The sequence below is a fragment of the Nocardioides sp. YR527 genome (genome assembly GCF_900101045.1).
Taxonomy (GTDB): Bacteria; Actinomycetota; Actinomycetes; order Propionibacteriales; family Nocardioidaceae; genus Nocardioides.
On record NZ_FNFN01000001.1, the window covers coordinates 482,136 to 501,551 of the forward strand.

A 19,416-nucleotide genomic window follows, 5' to 3' on the forward strand; every position below is an offset into this window, starting at 1 on the left:
TCGTGAACAGAAGGTGCCCTGCCGTGGCGCGCGCCCTGGCATTCTGAGCCGACTTTGTCGAGCTGACCGGAATCGGGCCGGACGAAGGGGTTGTGAAAAGTGCGGTCTCCGATTCGTACGTCTGTGGCGCTGTGCCTCGTCGCCGCCTTGGGTCTGATGGCGGCCTGTGCGACGCCGGGTGGGGATGATCCCGTGGTGCCGCCGGGCGGCGCACTTCCGACCCGGCTCCATGACGTCGACCGCGATCTGCCCGGGACGGACGAGGTCGGGCTGATCGGACCCCTCGCGGTCGCCTGGACCGCCGACAAGGGGCGGATGATCGGCGGACTCCCACTCTTCCGGCCGCTCTACGAGCGGGGAGTCGTCGGCGTCTCCGCGGAGACCGGAACATACGCGTTCCTCGACATCCCGATGGAGCCGGACACCTATCGCTGCGGCTTCGTCGAGCTCTCCCCGGACGGACGGCGGATGGCGTTCTGGATCAATCGGGTGTCCAAGCCATGGGTGCCGTGGGCGTGTGACGACGTCAGTGCTCTCGGGGTCTACGACACGGTGACGGGCGAGGTCGTGCGGCTGTCGATCACGCCTGGGATGAGCGTCGCGTGGATCGACTCCGATCGGCTTGTCATCGGACGCTTCGGGTCCCTGCGGCCGCGCACCGATGACCTGCGGGCTGCGCCTTTCCGGGTCTGGGACGTACGTCGTCCCGCTCCCGCGCCCCGCGACGGTCTGCCGCGGCCGTTGGGCGGTGCGCAGCTGCCGCTGCGGAGCATCGATCGGGTCGCCATCGACGGCACGTCGACCAGAGCGGTACGTGTCCGACACGACCGCGGTCCGCTCCTGGTCTCGTCGTGGGACAACAGACTGGGCGAGGAGAGTCGGCGGGTGCCAGGTCCGGAGGACTATGTGGCCGTCGTGGGCTGGCGTGACGAGGGCTCGGTGGTCGCGCTGACGCAGACCGCGGACGATGCTCCCCGGCGTCTGGTGGCCACCGAGATCGAGACCGGTAGACGGAAGCTCCTGACCAGGATCGACGACACGTCTTCGGACCCGATCAGCTTCGCCGGCGAACTCCTCTCGGTCCCACCGGTACCCCGCCCCGCCCCGCGCGCCTCCGGGTGGTTCCACGGTCCTTTCGCCGTGGCGAGTCTGTCACTGGCCACGATCCTGCTGGTCGGTACGGCACTGCTCGCCGTCGGAGCGCGGAGAAGTCGCGCGGGCGCGAACTGAACAGCCTGCCGAGGCGTCACGTACGTCGGTCGACATGGCACGGCCATGCCCAGTCGAGCGACGGGAGTGACGCCTCGGCCGACGGGGGTGACGCCTCGGCCTCAGGTCAGTGAGGCGATCCTGGCGCGGCTGTCCTCGTGGAGCGCTGCGAGGAGAGCGTCGGCGGCCTCGCCCTGCTCGGCCGTCGCGGCGGCGATCTCGGCGACGGTCTCGTCGGGGAGGCCGGCGAGGATCGGGTCGACCACGGAGGGCTCGTCGATGAATAGTGCGAGCTGGAGGATCTGGGCGCCCGAGGCGCCGTCGACGACGTCGAGCGAGGTCGCCGGGCTGACCACGCCGGTGAAGCGGGCCAGTGCCATCAGGTGACCCTGGGCGAGCAGCCGGCGACCGACCTCGACGACCAGAGCACTGTCCAGCTTGGCGATGATGCCCTCGACCCGGCTCGGGTCGAGATGGACCGAGAGCTCGGCGAGGAACTCCGGCTTCAGGTGGCCGGCCAGCTTCGCGGCGTCGGCCGGGTCCATCACCGCCGCGACCCGGGCGCTGAGCATGGGGCCCATCGCGATTTCGGTGATCTTCGCGGTGACGGCCGCGGGGAGCTTCCTGCTGACCGCGGCGAGTCCCTTCACCCGGGACTCGTGACGGCTGAACATCGCGTGCGAGACGATCCCGCGCAGGTCGCGAAGATCGTCGGGGGAGGTGGTGGCGAGGAAGGCGAGCTCGGACTCGTCCACGTGCATCTCGTGGGCGAGCTTGGTGATCTCCAGCGAGCTGGTCAGCGCGGTCATCGACTACCTCCGAGCATCTTCTGGACGACTCCGCGCAGCATCTTCGGCACCAGCTTCAGGGCCTCGTCGAGAGAGGCGTCGAACGCCTTGTCCTCCGCGGTCATCGCGCCCTGGACCAGATCGTCGAACCGGCCCAGCTGCTGGTCGTCGTACGCCTCCAGCGGCGCGAGCCGTGTCGCCGGCACGCGCAGCGTGGCAGCGAGCCGGTCGAGTCCCTCACTCATCGACTTCCTTCCCGCCGGCTGTGGCACATTCGGCCCCCGGCGGCGCCACTATATGCGGCCTCTGGAGGCGTTTGGATACGGTGTCGACATGCTCGTCGCCTTCTCGATCGCCCCGACCACGACCGACGACCCCGACGGTTCGGTGGCCGCGTCCGTCGCGGAGGCGATCCGTATCGTCCGCGACTCCGGACTGCCCAACGAGACCAATGCCATGTTCACCAACCTGGAAGGGGAGTGGGACGAGGTCATGGGTGTCATCAAGCAGTGCGTGGACGCGGTCGCCGCCGTCTCTCCGCGGGTCGGGCTGGTGCTCAAGGCCGACATCCGGCCTGGCTACACCGGCCAGCTCACCGCGAAGGTCGAGCGGATCGAGCAGGAGCTCTCCGGAGACTGACCGAGGCTAGAGACCTCGGGCCATCGCGTCCTGTCCGGTCTTGATGGCCTCCCTGATCCGGGAGTACGTCCCGCAGCGGCACACGTTGCGGATCGTGTCGAGGTCGGCCTCGGTGATGGCGCGGCCCTCCTTGCGGACCTTGTTGACGAGGGCTACCGCAGTCATGATCTGGCCGGGCTGGCAGTAGCCGCACTGGGCGACGTCGTGCTCGAGCCAGGCCTCCTGCATCGGGTGCAGACCGTCGCCCGGAGCGGTGTCGGCGAGCCCCTCGATGGTGGTGATCTCGTCGTCGGCGTCGATGTCGGCGACCTTCACCGAGCACGGGTTGAACGCCTTGCCGTTGATGTGCGAGGTGCAGGCCTTGCAGACGTTGATGCCGCAGCCGTACTTCGGGCCGGTGACCCCGAGGACGTCGCGCAGGACCCACAGGATGCGGACGTCGTCCTCGACGTCGACGGTGACGGTCTCGCCGTTGAGCTGGAAGGTGTGAGAAGGCATCGCAGGACCTCAGAACGTGTAGGCGAGGCCGTCGGTCGGCGACTCGGGGACGGACGGGATGAAGGACTTGGGCTCGAAGTGGAGCGGCTCGTGGAAGTTGATCGGGAACTCCGTGGGCATCTCGCCGGTGGCGCGGGCGTAGGCACAGGCGACGGCCGCCATCGAGGCGGCCACACCGGCCTCGCCGACGCCGCCCGGCTGGCTGCCGTGCGACTCCATCACCTCACACTCGAACTCGAACGGCGTGTTCCATTGCCTGGTGTAGGCCGAGTTGTCCCAGCTGGCCTCCAGGAACTGACCGCCGACCAGGTGGTTGCTGTAGGTCAGCGCCTGGCACATCCCGTCGGAGAAGCCGCCCATCATCTGAGCCTTCACCCCGGCCGGGTTGATGACCAGGCCGACGTCGGCGACCACGAGAGCCTTGGTGATCCGAGGTCCGGTGACTGCGTCGCGCACCTCGCGGTTGACCGTCTCGGGACGGCAGTCGATCTCGACGAGAACGGCGGTGGCGCCCTTGTACTCCTTGTGGATGGCGATGCCCTGGGCAGTGCCGGCAGGCATCGAACGACCCCAGTCACCGAGCTCGGCGGCACGGTCGAGCACCCGCTTGACGACGTCGCTCTTGAGATACCTGCGTCGGAACGCGACCGGGTCCTGCTTCAGCTTCTTGGCGAGCTGGTCGACCATCAGCTCGCTGGCGGTGGCGACATCAGGGGAGTAGATGTTGCGCACCGAGCTGGTGTTGAACCGGTCGACGGCCGGCTTGGGCTCGTTGAGCAGCTGGGTGACCACCCCGAAGTTGTAGGGCATCTCGGTGGCGAGCAGGAAGATCGACTCCGAGAAGGTCAGGTTCGACAGACCGGTCGGCAGCGCCGCCGCCTCCGCCGTCAGCCGCTCCCCGAGACCGTGGGTGAAGTCGGTGGCCACGCTGGCGTGGCGCTGCTCGAAGGTGAGCACGCTGCCGGCCAGCACCGTCGCCCGGACCCGGGAGACCGCCATCGGGTGCACCCGGCCCTGGCGCGGCTCGTCGGCACGGTGCCACATCAGCTTGACCGGCGCTCCGAACGCCTTCGACGCGTGGGCCGCCTCGAGAGCGGCGTCGAAGAACAGCTTGCGCCCGAAGGAGCCACCGCCCTGGACGACGTTGACCTTCACGTCGGTCGGCAGCAGGCCGAGAGCGGCCGCGATCTTCTCCTGGGCGGTGATCGGCGACTTGAGCCCGCCCCAGATGGTGGCCTTCCCCTCGCGTACGTCGGCGACGGCGCAGTTGGGCTCGAGGGCCGAGCCGCTGCGGAAGTGGAAGGTGAACTCGCCCTCGACCGAGGTGGCGCCGATCTTCGGCACCGCGAGCGGGATCTGCCCTGCCTTGAGCTCGGCCCGGATGTCCTTGGCCGACATCGTGGTCACGGTGCCGGAGTTCCAGGTGACGTCCAGGGCACGAACGGCGTCGATGCACTGCCCGAACGTCTTGGCCCGGACCGCCACGCCGGTGGGGATGATCGCGACGTGAGTGACGCCGGGCATCGTCTCGACGTCGCCCTTGTTCTTGATCTCGACGGCGGTGCCGTTGAGCTCGGGCGCGCGGCAGACCATCGTGGGCAGCGCGTCGGGGACATCGAGGTCCATCGCGAACTTCTTCTTGCCGGTCACGGCCTCGCGCGCGTCGACGCGCCGGTGAGGCTTCCCGACGACGGCGTGCTGGGAGGTCTCCTTCAGCTCGACCTCGACCTTCTCGGTCGTCGGCTTCGCTGCCTTCGCGGCGGCCTCTCCGTAGGTCACCGAGGACCCGTCCGGGGCACTGATCACGCCACCCTTGGAGACCAGCTGCGCCACCGTGCCACCGAGCAGGATCGCGGCTGCCTCGAGCAGCGCCTTGCGGGCGATGGCGGCGGCGACGCGGACCGGTGTGTACATCGAGATGATCGTGTTGGAGCCGCCGGTCAGCTGGTTGAAGAGCAGCTCGGGGCGGGCCGGTGCCAGCGTGACGTGCACGTGGTCGACCGGGAGGTCGAGCTCCTCGGCGATCAGCATGGACACCGCGGTGGTGATGCCCTGGCCGACCTCCATCCGCGGCAGCGCGAAGTGGGCGTGCCCCTTCTCGTCGACCTCGATCGCGATCAGGTTCGAGGTCGGCATCGCGCAGTGGCTCAGGAAGTCGTTGAGGTCGTAGAGCTCGGGGACCTGGGGCACCGACGGGATCGGCACCGCTTGGGCCGCGGACGGTGCCAGGCCCAGGTCGGCGGCGGCGATCAGGGTCGCGCCGCCGATGACGTATCCGACGAACGAACGTCTGGAGACCCGAGACGGGCCCTCAGTGGGGTGGTTCTCCATGGTGTGCTCACTCCTGGTTGGGCAGGCCGAGATATTTGTGACCCACGACACATAGCACCATTCAGCAGCCTTGGCGCGTTTGGGAAGGGCGCGTCGGGAAATGTGTGAGTTCGCTATAAATCGGCTGGTGACGGGCTATAAATGGGTTCGGATGCCGGCCTGGGTATCCAATTTCGAGGTCATATCAGAACGGTCGGTGGATCGATCTCGCGGCGCAGGATCTTGCCGGTCGGGCCCTTGGGTAGCTCGGGCATGATCCAGACGTGACGCGGGTACTTGTACGCCGCGACCCGCTCCTTCACGAAGGCGCGGATCTCCTGCGCCGAGGCCGTCGCTCCGGCTCTGAGCGAGACCGCGGCCGCCACCTCCTCACCGAGGTCAGGATGCGGAACGCCGATCACGGCGGCTTCGAGCACTGCCGGGTGCTCGTAGACGACCTCCTCGATCTCGCGCGGGTAGACGTTGTAGCCGCCGCGGATGATCAGCGACTTCTTCCGGTCGACGACGTAGTAGTAGCCGTCCTCGTCGCACCGGCCGAGGTCGCCGGTCCTCAGCCAGCCGTCGACGATCGTCTCGGCGGTCACCTCGGGCAGCTGCCAGTAGCCCTTCATCACGTTGGGACCCTTGATCAGGATCTCCCCGACCTCGCCCGGAGCGGTCTCGCTGCCGTCGTCGGCGACCAGCCTGAGCTGCACCTCGCGGACCGGGACCCCGATCGATCCTGCCTTGCGTTCGATGTGCGGGTGGTTGAAGCAGGCCACCGGCGAGCTCTCGGAGAGGCCGTAGCCCTCGAGGATCGTGCAGCCGAACGTCTCCTCGAACTCGTGGAGCAGCTCGACCGGCAGCGGTGCGCCGCCGCAGATGCAGGTGCGCAGGCTGGACACGTCGTAGGAGCCGCCGTCGGCGGCGTGGAGCATGCCGGCGTACATCGTCGGGACGCCCTCGAAGACGGTGACCCTGTCCCTGCCGATCACCTCGAGTGCGGCGGTGGCGTCGAAGCGCGGGATGAGGGTCAGGCAGGCGCCGGCCTGGACGGCGGCGTTCAGGCCACAGGTGAGGCCGAAGACGTGGAAGAGCGGCAGACACCCCATCACCACGTCCTCGGGCCCGATCTCGACGAGCGTGTCGCGGGTGAGCGCGGCGTTGCCGCCGAGGTTGTCGTGGGTCAGCTCGGCGCCCTTCGGGCGGCCGGTGGTGCCGGAGGTGTAGAGGATCACCGCCGTGTCGGAGGGCCCACGTGGCACGGGCCGGCTCGTCGTCTCCGCTGCCGGGAGGTGGGTGGTCCCGGGGGCGACGGTCACCGCCCTCACCCCGTGGGAAGCCGCTGCGGCGTACGCCTCGTCCTTCAGGTCTTCGCCGACGAACAGGAAGCGGGCGCCGGAGTCCTCGAGGTAGAACTCGATCTCCCTGGCCTTGAGCAGCGGGTTCATCGGCACCACGACGCCGCCGGCGAGGAGCGCCCCGTAGAAGTGCACCGTCCAGGCCGGGACGTTGGGCAGGACAAGGCCGACCCGGTCGCCCGGCTCCAGGCCTTCAGCGTGCAGCCATCGGGCGACCGCTGAGGCCTGCGTCAGGAGGGCGGTGTAGTCGAGGACGTCGTCGTCGAGGCGTACGGCCGGACGGTCTGGATGCCGCTGTGCCGCGTCGATCAGGTGGTGGGAGAGGTTCACCGCAGGACTCCTGCGGGTTCGGCGTCGAGGACCTGGCCGCGGGTCTCGCGCAGGGCGAGGAGGCACGCGGTGCTGAGCACGGCCAGGACCGTCACGAAGCCGGCTAGGCCGCTGGTGCCCCAACGCTCCAGCAGCGCACCTCCGATCACGAGCGGCAGTGCGCCGCCGATGATCCCGGCCAGGTTGTAGGCCATCCCGGCCCCGGTGTAGCGGTACTCCGCCCGGAACAGCTCAGGAAGGTACGCCGCGGCCGGCCCGTAGGGGATGCCGATCGCGATCATCAGGACCGCCATCGCCAGGGTGAACGAGGCGGCGTCGCCGGGGGTCAGGATCGCGAACGCCACCGGGCCGGCGACCAGGCCGAAGACCGTCCCGCTCATCAGCACGGCTCGTCGCCCGACCCGGTCGGAGAGCAGGGCGGACCCGATCACCGCGAGGCAGAGGACGAGGCCGGCCACCATGTTGGCCCTCAGCATCTGGTTGAGGGTGAGACCGAGCCCGTTCTCCTCGGGCGGCCTGGTGGCGATGCCGCCGAGGAAGACCACGGCGAGGTAGAAGGCGCCGAACGTCATCGCCAGCATTCCGCCGCCGAGCAGGATCTGCCTCCACTGGTCGCGCAGTGCGGCGGCGAACGGGAAGGACACCTTGGTCCGGGCGGCGGTGACCTTCGAGAACGACGGCGTCTCGGCGATGTTGAGCCGGACCCAGAGGCCGAGCGCGATGAGCACGATGCTGACCAGGAACGGCATCCGCCAGGCCCACTGCTGGAAGGCCGCCAGGCCGATCACCTGGATCGTGAGCAGGAAGGTCCCGCTGGCGAGGATCACGCCGAGGCCGGGGCCGAGCTGTGGGAACAGGCTGTAGCGCCCACGCTTGCCCTCCGCCGCGTACTCGGAGGTGAGCAGCGCCGCGCCTGCCCACTCGCCGCCGAGGGCGGTGCCCTGCGTCGCCCGCAGGAGCACCAGCAGCAGCGGTGCCGCCGCGCCGATCGCGGCGGCCGTCGGGATCAGGCCGATCGCGAAGGTCGCTCCGCCCATCATGAGCAGCGTCGTCACCAGGGTGCGCTTGCGGCCCAGCCGGTCGCCGAAGTGCCCGAACACCACGGCGCCCAGCGGGCGGAAGACGAAGGCGACACCGAACGTCGCGACGGATGCCCAGGTGCCGGCGGCGGTGCCCAGCGAGGGGAAGAAGAGTGGTGCGAAGACCAGCGCGGCGGCGTAGCCGTAGATCAGGAAGTCGTAGAACTCGATGGTCGTGCCGACCAGCGATGCCATCGCGATCCGTGACATCGACGGGGTCTGGGTCGTTGTGGTCATATGCCTGCCTCTGCGTCCGTCCTGCCCTGGTGGGGCAGGATGTCGGGTGTGACAGGCATCACTGTGCGGCCGCGACCGGCCTCGACACCACGAGAACGAGCCACAGACCTCGTTGTGGTCGGCCCACAACTTCGGACGAGGGGATCCAGGTGAGCACCGATGCGATCAGGCGCATCGTCGCCGGCGTCCGAGACGGCCTGCCGGGGACCGTCGAGGTCTTCCTGACGCGCACCTGGGAGCAGGTGCCGGCCTATGCGGCCAGCCCGGACCCCAACCTGCGCAGCGATGTCGCCAGCCATGCCGAGGCGGTCTTCCGGGCGGTGCTCATCACCCTCGAGGAGGGGCGCGACGCGGTCCGTGAGGACTTCCACCTGAGCGCTGGCCAGGCGGCCAACCGGGTGCGCCAGGGCATCGCGCTCGCAGACTTCCTGCAGGCGTTCCGACTCGGTCAGGTCGCGTTGTGGGAGCGCATCGTCGAGATCGCCGCCCCCGACCCGGAGACCAGTCAGGCGGCGCTGGCCACGGCCTCGCACGTGATGCAGGTGATCGAGGTGGGCAGCACGGTCGCGGCCGAGGCCTATCTGAACACCCAGCAGCTCGAGCTCGCCGAAGGCGACCGGATCCGGCGGGACCTCGTCGAGGACCTCCTGGCCGGACGCGACGTCCCCGCGGGGCCCCGGCTCGAGGTCGCCCGCTCGTGCGGGCTCGAGCGCGACGGACGGGCGGCCGTGATCATCGCGGTGCCGGTGCGCCCGCTACGTGTCGGCCAGAGTCTGCGCGAAGCGCTCCGGATCATCCGCACCGAGCTCGGCCCGGCCCAGGAGGGCGTTGCGGTGATCCAGCAGGAGCAGATGATCGGGATCCTGCCGGTGGCCACCGACGACGTGCAGGCGCTGGTGCCCGATCTACGCCGGGTGCACCGCCAGCTCGCCCGTCAGGGCATCGACCTGGCGGTCGGTGTCAGCACCGTCCACCCCGGGTGGGCGTCGGTCCCGGCGGCGTACGCCGAGGCGGGGATCGCCCGTGACTCCCTGGCAGGGGAGCCGGGCGTGGTGGCCCTGCCCATGCTCTCGACGGTCGACTACCTGGTGCTGCGCGAGGACCCCACCGTGCGTCGGCTGATCCGTCCCGAGCTGCGCCAGTTCGTCACCGACGACCTCGCGCGCGACGGGGCGATGATCGAGACGATGCTCGCCTACGTCGCCAGCGACCTCAACGCCAAGCTCGCCGCCGAGCGGCTGCACATGCACGTCAACACCGCCTATTACCGGCTCGAGCGGATCGCCGAGCGCACCGGCTGCGACCTGCGCCGGTTCGCCGACGTCGAGGAGCTGATCTTCGCGATCCGGCTCCTCACCAAGCCTCGCGGGGTGTCGTGAGGGACACGCCCTACGCGGATGCCGGCTTGCGGCCGTAGAACCAGTAGACCGCCGCGCCGAGCAGATTGGTGCTTCCCCACAGTCGCCACAGCGTCCGCGGCCCGCGGATCTCGTCGTCGGAGCGCGTCTGCAGGTCACGCAGGATCACCGGGGCGACTGCCGCCTGGGCCACGAGCGCGCTGGTGGTCAGGATCGCCTTCTGCTTCTTGGTCAGTGCCATGGAGCCAGTCTTTGCCTTGGCTTGTGTCCAGTCAAGGAACCCACGTCTCACAAGAGTGTCGGCAGGTCTGCGGTGGAGGGGAGGAGGTGGGTGTGCGGCTCGGTGGCGAGCCGGTCGTGGGTGAAGGATCCGGTGGCGACGCCGACGACGAAGCCGGCCCCGGCGTTGGTGCCGGCACCGAGGTCGTTGGGGGTGTCACCGGCGACCAGCACACGGCGTACGTCGGTGACGCCGGTGGCCTCCATGCAGCGGAAGACGAGGTAGGGGGCGGGACGGCTGGCGGGGACGAGGTCGGAGGTGACGAGGGCATCCACGGTCGAATCGGGGTCGGGGCCGACGGTCCAGCCGAGGCCGTCGAGGATCGCGGCGGCGATCTCGGTGGAGTAGCCGGTCTGCAGTGCGACCTTCACCCCTCGCGAGCGCAGCGTCGCGAACATCTCGGGCACACCCGGGAACGGCCGCGGCGGGGTCTCCCGGTAGGCGGTGACGAGGCGCTCGCCGAAGCCGTCGAAGATCTTGTCGACCTGGGCGGTGTCCGGGTCCTGGCCGAGTCCGCGCAGCAGCCCCTGGATCGCCTCCCACTTCGAGGTGCCCTTCCAGGCCAGCAGCAGGTCGTGGGGGACCGGCTCACCCGCGGCGTCGGCGACGGTCGACTCGAGCACGTCGTAGACCAGCCCACCCTCGTCGACGGTGGTGCCGGCCATGTCGAGGGCGGCAAGATCGAAGCTCACGAGATCTCCTTGAGGATGCGTACGTCGGTGCGGATCCCCGCCGCGGACGGGCGGGTGTTGTCGATGGTGAACGTGACGCGGTCGGGCCGGTAGCGGTCGTCGGCGTACTCCAGCGGGGTGCCGTCGGCGGCGGTCGCCCGTCGGCGTTCGCGCAGCAGCGGGCTGCCGATCGAGATGTCGAGCAGGTCGGCGTCGGTCTCGTCGGCCGCGACCGCGTCCATGGTGTGCCGGGCCGCGTGCAGGTCGATGCCGGCCGCGGTCAGGTATCCGTAGAGCGAGCCGGTGTCGGGGTCGAAGTCGAACAGCAGCCGTCCGACGCGTTCGACGAACGTGCTGCGCTCGAGCATCGCGGGCTGGCCGTCGAGCAGGCGGAGCCGGAGCACGTCGACGACGGGGTCGCCCTCGTCGATGCCGAGCGCCTCGGCGGCGGTCGCGGTGGCGCCGCGCCGGGCGACCTCGATGGTGCGCTGGCCCGGGGTGCGTCCGATCTGCCGCACCCATGCGCTGAACGAGATCAGCTGCTCGAAGGGCTGACCGAGCGCGGTGTCGCGCACGGTCGGAGGACGTCCCTGGCCGCCGCTGAGCAGGCCCTCGCGGCGCAGGCTCGCCAGTGCCGTGCGGATCGTGCCGCGGGAGGCGCCGAACTGCTCGCACAGCTGTGCCTCGGAGGGGATCGGGGCGCCGGTCGGCAGCTCGCCGCCGATGATCCGGGCGCGGATGGCCTCGGCGACCTGGACGTGCAGCGGGCTACTCATGGGCAGCACGTTACAACTTGAACAGACAAGTGTAATGAAGCGCTTCGTGAACGCCCGGAAAACGCTCAGAGGATCAAACCTTGCGCAGGAAAACGACCGGTTAACTTGTCTGTACATGTTCGTCGGGACGGTTGACCGAGGCCGCCGCGAGACAGAAGTGTTCGGGCCGTGCCAACTCATACGACCACCCCCGACGGTGCCGCCGACCTCGTCGTCGTCGGTGCCGGGATCGTCGGCCTCGCGCATGCTGTCGAAGGGCTCGCGCGCGGCCTGAAGGTCCACGTCATCGAACGTGACGAGCGCGCCGTCGGCGCCTCGATCCGCAACTTCGGACACATCTGCACCACCGTGCAGTCGGGCCAGGCGCTCACCTACGCCCTCCCGGCCCGGGAGCGCTGGCTCGACCTCGCCGCGAAGGCGGGCTTCGAGGTCCGGGAGACCGGCACGGTGGTCCTCGCCCGCACGGAGGCCGAGATGGCGGTGCTCGAGGAGTTCGCGCGCTCCCGCGGCACCGACCAGGCCCGGCTGCTGGACGCAGGCGCCACCCGCGCGCTGTTCGCCCCGGCCGCCGCTGACGTACTCGGCGGCGCGCACCTGCCGCTGGACCTGAGGGTGGACCCGCGCGAGGCTCTGCCCGCGATCGCCGCGTGGCTGGAGTCCGAGGGCGTTCGGTTCAGCTGGTCGACCCACGTCGGCGCCATCGACCCGGCCGCGGGCGGGATCGACGTCCGCACCAGCCGCGGAACGATCCGTTCCGCCCGCGTCGTCCACGCCGCCGGCCATGACGTCGACCGGCTCTTCCCGCTGGTGGCCGAGGAGGAGGGCGTACGCCGCTGCCGGCTGCAGATGCTCGAGGTCGCCCCTCCGGGTGATGTCGAGATCGTGCCGGCGGTGCTGACCGGGCTCTCGATGCTGCGCTACGGCGGCTTCGCCGAGACCACCGCGGCCACCCGGCTGCGCCAGGAGATCGAGGCGACCAGCCCCGAGCTCCTCGACGTCGTCATGAACCTCATGCTCACCCAGCGCCCAGCGACGGCCGGCAGACCCGGCTCGATCGTCCTGGGCGACACCCACCACTACGACCGCACGCACCTGCCCTTCGACGACGAGTACGTCGCCGAGCTGGTGCTGCGGGAAGGGGCGCGGCTGCTCGGGGCTCCGCTCACCGTCCGACGTCGCTGGCGAGGGGTCTACGCCGACTCCCCGCGGACCGACTTCCTCGACCGCGAGCCGTTCCCGGGGCTCCGGGTCGTCTCGGTGACCTCGGGCATCGGCATGACCACAGCGCTGGGCCTCGCGCCCACCGTCCTCGACCAGCTGTTCTGACCACAGGAGAAACCGAACATGTCCACGCTGCGCTCCCTCACCGCCCTTGCCGGCGCCGCCACCTTGACCCTCGCCCTGGCCGCCTGCGGCAGCGAGGCGACGACCCAGAAGGCTGCCGCCGGCGGCGAGGTCGGTCCCGACCAGATCTGCCCCGACGGCACCCTGACGATGGGCGTCGAGCCCTTCGAGGACCCCAAGACCCTGATCCCCGTCTACGAGACCCTGGGCAAGGCCCTCGGCGAAGAGCTCGGCTGCGAGGTCGAGGTGCAGATCTCCGACACGTACGTCGCCGAGATCCTGGCCATGCAGAACGGCAAGCTCGACATCGGCCAGTTCGGGCCGCTGGGCTACGTCTTCGCCCAGAAGCAGGCCGGCGCGACGCCGCTGGCCTCCTTCGCGGGCGAGGACGGCAAGGTCTCCTCCTACACGGGCGGCATCTGGGTGCCCAAGGACTCGCCGATCGAGTCCGTCGAGGACCTCGCGGGGACGACCCTGGCACTGTCCGAGTCCGGCTCCACCTCCGGTGACGCGGTGCCCCGTAAGGCGCTCATCGACGCCGGGATCGAGAAGGACGTCAAGGCCGAGTACGCCGGTGGCCACACCGAGGCGCTGCTGGCCCTGGTCAACGGCAAGGTCGACGCCGCCGAGATCAACAGCCAGACGCTCGCCTCGGCGACCGCGGAGGGACAGTTCGACGAGTCCGCCTTCCGCCAGGTCTGGACGTCCGAGCCGATCCTCAACGACCCGATCGCCGCGGGTCCGAACATGGCGCCGGAGGTGTCCGCGGCCGTCCAGGAGGCGCTCGTGAACCTGCCCGCCGACGCTGTCGCCGAGATCGGCGAGTACCTCGACTTCACCCCGCCCGCCGGCAAGCCGGCGCTGGTGGCGGTCACCGAGGAGGACTACCAGCCGGTCTCCGAGCTCGCCGAGGCCCTCGACCTGACCACGGACGACCTGTGAGCGAGCGCAGCGAGCGAACCATGGGGCGTACGCCGGCGCCTTCGTACGATGGCGCTTGCGCTACGGAGGTGTCGGCGTGATGCGCGCTGACCACCTCTCCGCCGCCGCGACGCTGCGGGTCGACGGGCTGCGCAAGGCGTTCGGCGAGAAGACGGTCCTCGACGGCCTCACGTTCGACGTCTCCTCCGGGGAGGTGGTCAGCCTCCTGGGCGCCAACGGCTCCGGCAAGTCCACGTCGCTGCGATGCGTGGTCGGCCTGGAGCGCCCCGACGCCGGCACGATCGTGGTCGACGGCGTGACCGGGAAGCCCGGTGAGGCCATGCCGACGGTCGCGATGGTCTTCCAGAAGATCCACCTGGTGCCCCGTCGCAGCGTGCTCGACAACGTCTGCGCGGGCGCGCTGGGCCGGCTCGGCCTGAGCCGGTCCTGGTCCGTGCTCGCCTTCCCGCGCGAGCTGCAGGAGGAGGCGATGGCCTGCCTGGACCGGGTCGGTCTCGCCGACAGGGCCCGGGAGAAGGCCGGTCGCCTCTCCGGCGGCCAGCAGCAGCGGGTCGCCGTCGCCCGGGCGCTGTGCCAGCGAGCCAAGGTGCTGCTCGCCGACGAGCCGGTCTCCGCGCTCGACCCGGCCGCCTCCGAGCAGGTCATGAACCTGCTCCGCTCGCTGGCCGACGACGACGGCCTCGCCGTCGCCGCCGTCCTGCACCAGCCGGACCTGGCACGACGCTTCTCCGACCGGATCCTCGGCCTGGCCGGAGGTTCCCTGGTCTTCGACAGCCCCGCGGCCGAGGTCGACGACGACACCGTCGCCGGGCTCTACCGGCCCGCCCTGGAGGCGCTGGAGGCGGCCGAGGCCGCCCGTACGAAGGAATTCGCATGAGCATCGCGACAAGGCCACCCGAGCAGGCCGTCCCGCCCCGGTTCCGTCCCTCCGGGATCGCGGTCGGAGTGGCTATCACTCTCGGTCTGATCATCGTGCACTGGTACGCCGCGGTGCAGACCAACACCTCGCCCAAGGAGCTGATCGAGGGCTGGCGGGGCCTGTGGAACTTCCTGTTCGGCCTCGACAAGACCTTCCCCAACGGCAAGACGATCCACCAGGACGGCGCCTTCCCCCTCGATCTGCGCTGGTCCGAGACGATCCGCCCCGGCCTGGAGTACTGCCTGCTGACGATCTGGATCGGCCTGCTCGGCACGACCCTGTCGATCCCGGCGGCGCTGCTGTTCGCGATCATCTCCTCGCGTACGACCAACCGGTTCGTGCCGCTGTGGCTGGCCGGGCGAGCGGTGATGTCGGTGCTGCGTGCGATTCCCGAGACGGTCTATGCGCTGATGTTCATCGCCGCGGTCGGCTTCGGGGCCTTCCCGGGTGTGATCGCGCTGGCGATCCACAACGTCGCGGTGATGGGCAAGCTGTGGTCGGAGTCGATGGACGAGGTCGACCAGGGGCCGGTGGAGGCGCTGCGCGTCGCCGGTGCCTCGCCGGTCCAGACCGCCGCTCATGCGGTGCTGCCGGCGGTGATGCCCTCGCTGCTGGGTCTGCTGCTCTACCGGTTCGACACCAACGTACGGTCCTCCGTGATCCTCGGCACCGTCGGCGCCGGCGGCATCGGGTTCTTCATCAAGACCGAGGTGGACAGCTTCCACTTCGACACGATGATGACCTACGTCTGCATGGTGATCGTCCTGATCATCGTCATCGACCTGTTCAGCGCCTGGCTGCGCCGGAAGGTCGGCGCGGTCTGATGGCGCGGCTCGCGGTGTGGCGTGGTGGCGCCGAGGTGACGCTGGAGACCGTGGACCTGCCGGTGCCGGGTCCGGGGGAGACGTTGGTCGAGATCGACCTGGCGACGGTGTGCGGCTCCGACCACCACACGGTCTCCGGCCGGCGTCCCGGTGCCTGCCCGAGCGTGCTCGGGCACGAGGGCGTCGGGCGGATCGTTGGCACCGGCCGGCGCGTGGTCTGGGGCGTCACCGTCTCCTGCGGGAGCTGTGACCGCTGCCTTCGGGGGCTCACCGCGAAGTGCCGCTCGGTGCGCAAGCTCGGGCACGAGACCTACCAGCCGGCCTGGCCGCTGTCGGGCACCTATGCGACCCACCTGCTCCTGCCCGCCGGCACCGCCGTCGTCCCGGTCCCCGACACCATGGCCGACGAGGTCGCCGCGCCGGCCGGGTGCGCCACCGCCACGGTGATGGCGGCCCTGGAACGGGCCGGTTCGCTGCGCGGGAAGCGGGTGCTGGTGGTCGGCGCCGGGATGCTCGGGCTCACCGCGATGGCCGCCGCGGCGGACGCAGGCGCGGCCGAGATCGTGGCGAGCGACGTCGAGCCCTCCCGGCTGGAGCTGGCCGTCGGCTTCGGCGCGACCTCGACGCTCCGCGCGGGTCAGGCGCCTGCGCCGGTCGACGTGGCGTTGGACTTCTCCGGCGCCGCGTCGGCGGTGGAGGCGGCGTTCGGGGCGCTCGACATCGGCGGCTCCCTCGTCCTGGTGGGCTCGGTCTCACCGGGGCGCGCGATCTCGGTCGACCCCGAGTCGATCGTGCGGGGCTGGCGGACGGTCAGCGGCGTACACAACTACGAGCCGCGCCATCTGGAACAGGCGGTCGCCTTCCTCGCCGCGTCCGAGCGCCCGTGGGCGGAGCTGGTCGAGGAGCCCGTCGGGCTCGAGCAGGTCGGTGACGTACTGAGGAGCGAGCTGGGTAGACCGCGGGCATCGGTGCGTCCGCGCAGCGACCCGAGCTAGCATCGGCCACCCGTCCTGTGTCAGGAGGACACGTGCAACGTGGTGAAGTCTGGTGGGTGGAGTTCGACGAGCGGCGGCCGGTCGTGCTGCTCTCGGGAGACGATGCGTCCGGGATCCAGGTGATGCAGGTCGTCGATCCGGCGGGCGTCGACATCACCGGTCTGGGCGTCGAGGTGGCGGTGGGCGCCGGGGAAGGACTGCCCTTCGAAGGCGTGCTCCGGGTCGCGTTGCCGCGCCCGGGCGCGACGCCTTGCACGTGGCTGACGACCCTGTCGCGGGACGACCTGATCGAGCGGGCAGGTGTCCTGACCTCCGCGAAGCTCGATGAGATCGACGACGCCCTCCGTCTCGGTGGCGTGGTCGGTCCGCCCAGCTGATCGACCGGGCCGGAGTACTAGGCTCGCGCCCCATGACCGAGTTCGCCGCTGTGATCCTTGTCGACCGTCGTGGCTGGGTGCTGCTCCAGGAACGTGACGAGCGCCCCGTGATCGCGCCGGAGAAGTGGGCCTTCTGCGGTGGCCACCTGGAGGCGGGGGAGAACCCGCTGGCCGGCGCGGTGCGCGAGCTCGAGGAGGAGACCGAGGTCCGGATCAGCCCCGACGACCTGCAGCTGCTCGGCGTCCATGACGTCCACCACCCCGAGACCGGGACCGACGACAAGCTCCACCTGTACGCAGCGGGGATCGACCTCACCGACGCCGACATCGTCTGCCACGAGGGCCGACAGATCGTCTTCGTCGACCCAGCGACAGTGCCTGACCTGGACCTCAGCGACTCGGCCCGGATCGGGCTGACACCCTTCCTCGGATCGCCCCAGCACGCGGCCCTATCCGGGTCGAGGGCCCTCAGGGTGGAGACGTAGAATCCCCTCTTATGGGTCTCCTCGAACGCATCGCCGCGCCGCAGGATCTTCGTGATCTCTCCGACGACCAGCTCGAGCTCCTCGCGAGCGAGATCCGGGACCTGATGATCCGGACCGTGGCCACCAACACCGGCCACCTGGGACCGAACCTCGGCGTAGTCGAGCTGACGCTGGCCATGCACCGGGTCTTCGACAGCCCGCGCGACAAGATCGTCTTCGACACCGGCCACCAGTCCTACGTCCACAAGCTCGTCACCGGCCGAGCCGGCGACTTCGGCACGCTGCGCCGCGAGGGCGGGATGAGCGGCTATCCCAGCCAGGCCGAGTCCGACCACGACGTGGTCGAGAACTCGCATGCCTCCACCGCGCTCTCCTACGCCGACGGGCTGGCCAAGGCCTTCACGATCCGCGGCGAGGACCGTCACGTGGTCGCCGTGATCGGCGACGGCGCGCTGACCGGTGGGATGGCCTGGGAGGCGCTCAACAACATCGCGATCCAGCACGACTCCAAGCTGGTCATCGTGGTCAACGACAACGGCCGCTCCTACACCCCGACCATCGGTGGCCTGGCAACGGCGCTGACCTCGCTGCGGACGAACCCCCGCTACGAGGTGCTCCTCGACATGGTCAAGCGCCGCCTCAACGCGGTGCCCGGGATCGGCTCGATGGCCTACGACGCGCTGCATGCGGTCAAGAAGGGGCTCAAGGACGCGGTCGCGCCCCAGGGCCTGTTCGAGGACCTCGGCCTGAAGTACGTCGGCCCCGTCGACGGCCACGACCGGCACGCGGTCGAGCAGGCGCTGGCCTCGGCCAAGCGGTTCGGCGGTCCGGTGATCGTGCACGCGATCACCCGCAAGGGCTACGGCTACGACCCGGCCGAGCGCCACGAGGCCGACCAGTTCCACTCGCCGGGTCCCTTCGACGTCCAGACCGGGGCCGAGAAGCCCAAGGGCCGGATCTGGACCGACCACTTCTCCGACGCGATGATCCGGCTGGGGGAGAGCCGCCAGGACATCGTCGCGATCACCGCGGCGATGATGCACCCGGTCGGTCTCGACGCGTTCCAGGCCAAGTTCCCCGAGCGCACCTTCGACGTCGGGATCGCCGAGCAGCACGCAGCCACCTCGGCGGCCGGCCTGGCGATGGGTGGCCTGCACCCGGTCTTCGCGGTCTACGCGACCTTCCTCAACCGCGCCTTCGACCAGGTCCTGATGGACTGCGCCCTGCACCGGGCGGGGGTGACGTTCGTCCTCGACCGCTCCGGGGTCACCGGCGACGACGGTGCCTCCCACAACGGGATGTGGGACATGTCGCTCCTCCAGGTCGTCCCCGGGCTCCGCCTGGCCGCGCCGCGCGACATCGCTCGCCTCAACGAGCTCCTCGACGAGGCCGTCGAGGTCGAAGACGCGCCCACGGTCGTACGCTTCCCGAAGGGCCCGCCGCCCGAGGACATCCCCACCATCGCCAAGCTCGGTGACGCCGACGTACTCGTGCGCAACGGCACCAAGGACGTCCTGGTCCTCGGGGTCGGCTCCATGGCCGAGGTCGCCGTGGGCGTCGCCGAGCGGCTCACCGCCCAGGGCATCGGCGTGACCGTCGTCGACCCGCGCTGGGTCAAGCCGATCGACCCGGCCCTCATCGAGGCGGCCGCCGACCACAGCCTGGTCGTCACCATCGAGGACAACGGCGTCGCGGGCGGCGTCGGCGCGTCCTTCCTGCAGGCGCTGACCGCTGCCGAGGTACGCACGCCGGTGAAGATCCACGGCATCCCGCAGGAGTTCCTCGACCACGCCAAGCGCCCCAAGATCCTGGAGAGCATCGGCCTGACCCCCCAAGCGGTCGCGCTCGACACCATCGAGCGCCTCGGCTCCCTGGCCCCCGCGCCGCTGCCCCGAGACGTCAGTATCTGACTCCGAGACGTCGAATTTTGACTCGGGCAGTCGGTCTCTCTGGTCGAGCCCCTGGCGAAGTTCGGCTGATGTGGGCTTAGAGTG

Annotated in this window: 20 protein-coding genes; 11 read left to right on the top strand and 9 right to left on the bottom strand. The window is 70.1% G+C overall.

What is annotated here, in order from left to right:
- Positions 1–99 precede the first annotated feature (99 nt).
- Positions 100–1,230 carry a hypothetical protein gene (locus tag BLT25_RS02305; RefSeq protein ID WP_143033616.1) on the top strand — a complete coding sequence of 377 codons (1,131 nt, stop codon included), beginning with the start codon at positions 100–102 and terminating at the stop codon, positions 1,228–1,230.
- A 101-nt stretch (positions 1,231–1,331) separates the two neighbouring features.
- On the opposite strand, the gene BLT25_RS02310 is transcribed toward BLT25_RS02305, so the two are convergent.
- On the bottom strand, positions 1,332–2,018 hold the full coding sequence (locus BLT25_RS02310) for a hypothetical protein (RefSeq protein WP_091041443.1): 687 nt from the start codon (positions 2,016–2,018) through the stop codon (positions 1,332–1,334).
- Complete coding sequence (locus BLT25_RS02315) at positions 2,015–2,242, bottom strand: hypothetical protein (RefSeq protein WP_091041446.1); 228 nt, start codon at positions 2,240–2,242, stop codon at positions 2,015–2,017. Before BLT25_RS02315 ends, BLT25_RS02310 begins: the two co-directional genes overlap by 4 nt.
- 88 nt (positions 2,243–2,330) lie before the next feature.
- Between BLT25_RS02315 and BLT25_RS02320 the strand changes: the two genes are divergently transcribed.
- Positions 2,331–2,636, top strand: a complete 306-nt coding sequence (locus BLT25_RS02320) for a thiamine-binding protein (RefSeq protein ID WP_091041448.1) — start codon at positions 2,331–2,333, stop codon at positions 2,634–2,636.
- Between the two features lie 6 nt (positions 2,637–2,642).
- On the opposite strand, the gene BLT25_RS02325 is transcribed toward BLT25_RS02320, so the two are convergent.
- The 4 genes from BLT25_RS02325 to BLT25_RS02340 all read right to left on the bottom strand — a co-directional run bounded on the left by BLT25_RS02325 (position 2,643) and on the right by BLT25_RS02340 (position 8,451).
- On the bottom strand, positions 2,643–3,134 hold the full coding sequence (locus tag BLT25_RS02325) for a (2Fe-2S)-binding protein (protein ID WP_091041451.1): 492 nt from the start codon (positions 3,132–3,134) through the stop codon (positions 2,643–2,645).
- 9 nt (positions 3,135–3,143) lie between these two features.
- Entirely contained in the window at positions 3,144–5,465 is a 2,322-nt protein-coding gene (locus tag BLT25_RS02330) for a molybdopterin cofactor-binding domain-containing protein (protein ID WP_091041454.1), read from the bottom strand.
- A gap of 179 nt (positions 5,466–5,644) precedes the next feature.
- Positions 5,645–7,135: a long-chain-fatty-acid--CoA ligase gene (locus BLT25_RS02335; RefSeq protein ID WP_091041456.1), complete on the bottom strand. Its 1,491-nt coding sequence runs from the start codon at positions 7,133–7,135 to the stop codon at positions 5,645–5,647.
- Entirely contained in the window at positions 7,132–8,451 is a 1,320-nt protein-coding gene (locus BLT25_RS02340; protein WP_218131211.1) for an MFS transporter, read from the bottom strand. Before BLT25_RS02340 ends, BLT25_RS02335 begins: the two co-directional genes overlap by 4 nt.
- A gap of 149 nt (positions 8,452–8,600) precedes the next feature.
- Here BLT25_RS02340 and BLT25_RS02345 point away from each other — a divergent pair, with 149 nt between their 5' ends.
- A complete protein-coding gene (locus BLT25_RS02345; protein WP_256328409.1) occupies positions 8,601–9,830 on the top strand; it encodes a PucR family transcriptional regulator in 1,230 nt (409 codons plus the stop codon).
- Between the two features lie 10 nt (positions 9,831–9,840).
- On the opposite strand, the gene BLT25_RS02350 is transcribed toward BLT25_RS02345, so the two are convergent.
- From BLT25_RS02350 to BLT25_RS02360, 3 genes are read right to left on the bottom strand one after another with little or no spacing between them, the layout of a single operon-like run.
- On the bottom strand, positions 9,841–10,050 hold the full coding sequence (locus tag BLT25_RS02350) for a hypothetical protein (protein ID WP_091041458.1): 210 nt from the start codon (positions 10,048–10,050) through the stop codon (positions 9,841–9,843).
- Positions 10,051–10,097: 47 nt separating this feature from the next.
- Positions 10,098–10,781: a phosphonatase-like hydrolase gene (locus BLT25_RS02355; RefSeq protein ID WP_091041461.1), complete on the bottom strand. Its 684-nt coding sequence runs from the start codon at positions 10,779–10,781 to the stop codon at positions 10,098–10,100.
- Positions 10,778–11,536 (bottom strand): GntR family transcriptional regulator, encoded by a 759-nt coding sequence (locus BLT25_RS02360; protein WP_091041463.1) that lies wholly within the window; start codon positions 11,534–11,536, stop codon positions 10,778–10,780. The genes BLT25_RS02355 and BLT25_RS02360 overlap by 4 nt, the downstream gene beginning before the upstream one ends.
- Positions 11,537–11,704: 168 nt before the next feature.
- Between BLT25_RS02360 and BLT25_RS02365 the strand changes: the two genes are divergently transcribed.
- The 8 genes from BLT25_RS02365 (at position 11,705) to dxs (ending at position 19,332) form a co-directional block, all read left to right on the top strand.
- The gene (locus BLT25_RS02365) at positions 11,705–12,862 is read left to right on the top strand and encodes a TIGR03364 family FAD-dependent oxidoreductase (RefSeq protein WP_091041465.1); all 1,158 of its coding nucleotides are present in this window, start codon (positions 11,705–11,707) and stop codon (positions 12,860–12,862) included.
- An 18-nt stretch (positions 12,863–12,880) separates the two neighbouring features.
- Positions 12,881–13,822 (top strand): phosphate/phosphite/phosphonate ABC transporter substrate-binding protein, encoded by a 942-nt coding sequence (locus BLT25_RS02370; RefSeq protein ID WP_091041469.1) that lies wholly within the window; start codon positions 12,881–12,883, stop codon positions 13,820–13,822.
- A gap of 79 nt (positions 13,823–13,901) precedes the next feature.
- Positions 13,902–14,699 (top strand): phosphonate ABC transporter ATP-binding protein, encoded by a 798-nt coding sequence (locus BLT25_RS02375; protein ID WP_091042408.1) that lies wholly within the window; start codon positions 13,902–13,904, stop codon positions 14,697–14,699.
- Positions 14,696–15,565, top strand: a complete 870-nt coding sequence (phnE, locus tag BLT25_RS02380) for a phosphonate ABC transporter, permease protein PhnE (protein WP_091041471.1) — start codon at positions 14,696–14,698, stop codon at positions 15,563–15,565. Before BLT25_RS02375 ends, phnE begins: the two co-directional genes overlap by 4 nt.
- The gene (locus BLT25_RS02385; protein WP_091041473.1) at positions 15,565–16,560 is read left to right on the top strand and encodes a zinc-binding dehydrogenase; all 996 of its coding nucleotides are present in this window, start codon (positions 15,565–15,567) and stop codon (positions 16,558–16,560) included. The genes phnE and BLT25_RS02385 overlap by 1 nt, the downstream gene beginning before the upstream one ends.
- A gap of 32 nt (positions 16,561–16,592) precedes the next feature.
- Positions 16,593–16,937, top strand: a complete 345-nt coding sequence (locus BLT25_RS02390) for a type II toxin-antitoxin system PemK/MazF family toxin (protein ID WP_091041476.1) — start codon at positions 16,593–16,595, stop codon at positions 16,935–16,937.
- A 32-nt stretch (positions 16,938–16,969) separates the two neighbouring features.
- Positions 16,970–17,422 carry an NUDIX hydrolase gene (locus BLT25_RS02395; RefSeq protein WP_091041478.1) on the top strand — a complete coding sequence of 151 codons (453 nt, stop codon included), beginning with the start codon at positions 16,970–16,972 and terminating at the stop codon, positions 17,420–17,422.
- Between the two features lie 11 nt (positions 17,423–17,433).
- Positions 17,434–19,332 carry a 1-deoxy-D-xylulose-5-phosphate synthase gene (gene dxs, locus BLT25_RS02400; RefSeq protein ID WP_091041481.1) on the top strand — a complete coding sequence of 633 codons (1,899 nt, stop codon included), beginning with the start codon at positions 17,434–17,436 and terminating at the stop codon, positions 19,330–19,332.
- Positions 19,333–19,416: the final 84 nt, after the last annotated feature.

What these genes read in the sequence shown, in the direction of transcription:
- BLT25_RS02310 (WP_091041443.1), bottom strand. Translation starts at nt 2,018, where the DNA reads ATGACCGCGCTGACCAGCTCGCTGGAGATCACCAAGCTCGCCCACGAG.
- BLT25_RS02315 (WP_091041446.1), bottom strand. Translation starts at nt 2,242, where the DNA reads ATGAGTGAGGGACTCGACCGGCTCGCTGCCACGCTGCGCGTGCCGGCG.
- BLT25_RS02320 (WP_091041448.1), top strand. Translation starts at nt 2,331, where the DNA reads ATGCTCGTCGCCTTCTCGATCGCCCCGACCACGACCGACGACCCCGAC.
- BLT25_RS02325 (WP_091041451.1), bottom strand. Translation starts at nt 3,134, where the DNA reads ATGCCTTCTCACACCTTCCAGCTCAACGGCGAGACCGTCACCGTCGAC.
- BLT25_RS02330 (WP_091041454.1), bottom strand. Translation starts at nt 5,465, where the DNA reads ATGGAGAACCACCCCACTGAGGGCCCGTCTCGGGTCTCCAGACGTTCG.
- BLT25_RS02340 (WP_218131211.1), bottom strand. Translation starts at nt 8,451, where the DNA reads ATGACCACAACGACCCAGACCCCGTCGATGTCACGGATCGCGATGGCA.
- BLT25_RS02350 (WP_091041458.1), bottom strand. Translation starts at nt 10,050, where the DNA reads ATGGCACTGACCAAGAAGCAGAAGGCGATCCTGACCACCAGCGCGCTC.
- BLT25_RS02360 (WP_091041463.1), bottom strand. Translation starts at nt 11,536, where the DNA reads ATGAGTAGCCCGCTGCACGTCCAGGTCGCCGAGGCCATCCGCGCCCGG.
- BLT25_RS02370 (WP_091041469.1), top strand. Translation starts at nt 12,881, where the DNA reads ATGTCCACGCTGCGCTCCCTCACCGCCCTTGCCGGCGCCGCCACCTTG.
- BLT25_RS02375 (WP_091042408.1), top strand. Translation starts at nt 13,902, where the DNA reads ATGCGCGCTGACCACCTCTCCGCCGCCGCGACGCTGCGGGTCGACGGG.
- phnE (WP_091041471.1), top strand. Translation starts at nt 14,696, where the DNA reads ATGAGCATCGCGACAAGGCCACCCGAGCAGGCCGTCCCGCCCCGGTTC.
- BLT25_RS02385 (WP_091041473.1), top strand. Translation starts at nt 15,565, where the DNA reads ATGGCGCGGCTCGCGGTGTGGCGTGGTGGCGCCGAGGTGACGCTGGAG.
- BLT25_RS02395 (WP_091041478.1), top strand. Translation starts at nt 16,970, where the DNA reads ATGACCGAGTTCGCCGCTGTGATCCTTGTCGACCGTCGTGGCTGGGTG.
- dxs (WP_091041481.1), top strand. Translation starts at nt 17,434, where the DNA reads ATGGGTCTCCTCGAACGCATCGCCGCGCCGCAGGATCTTCGTGATCTC.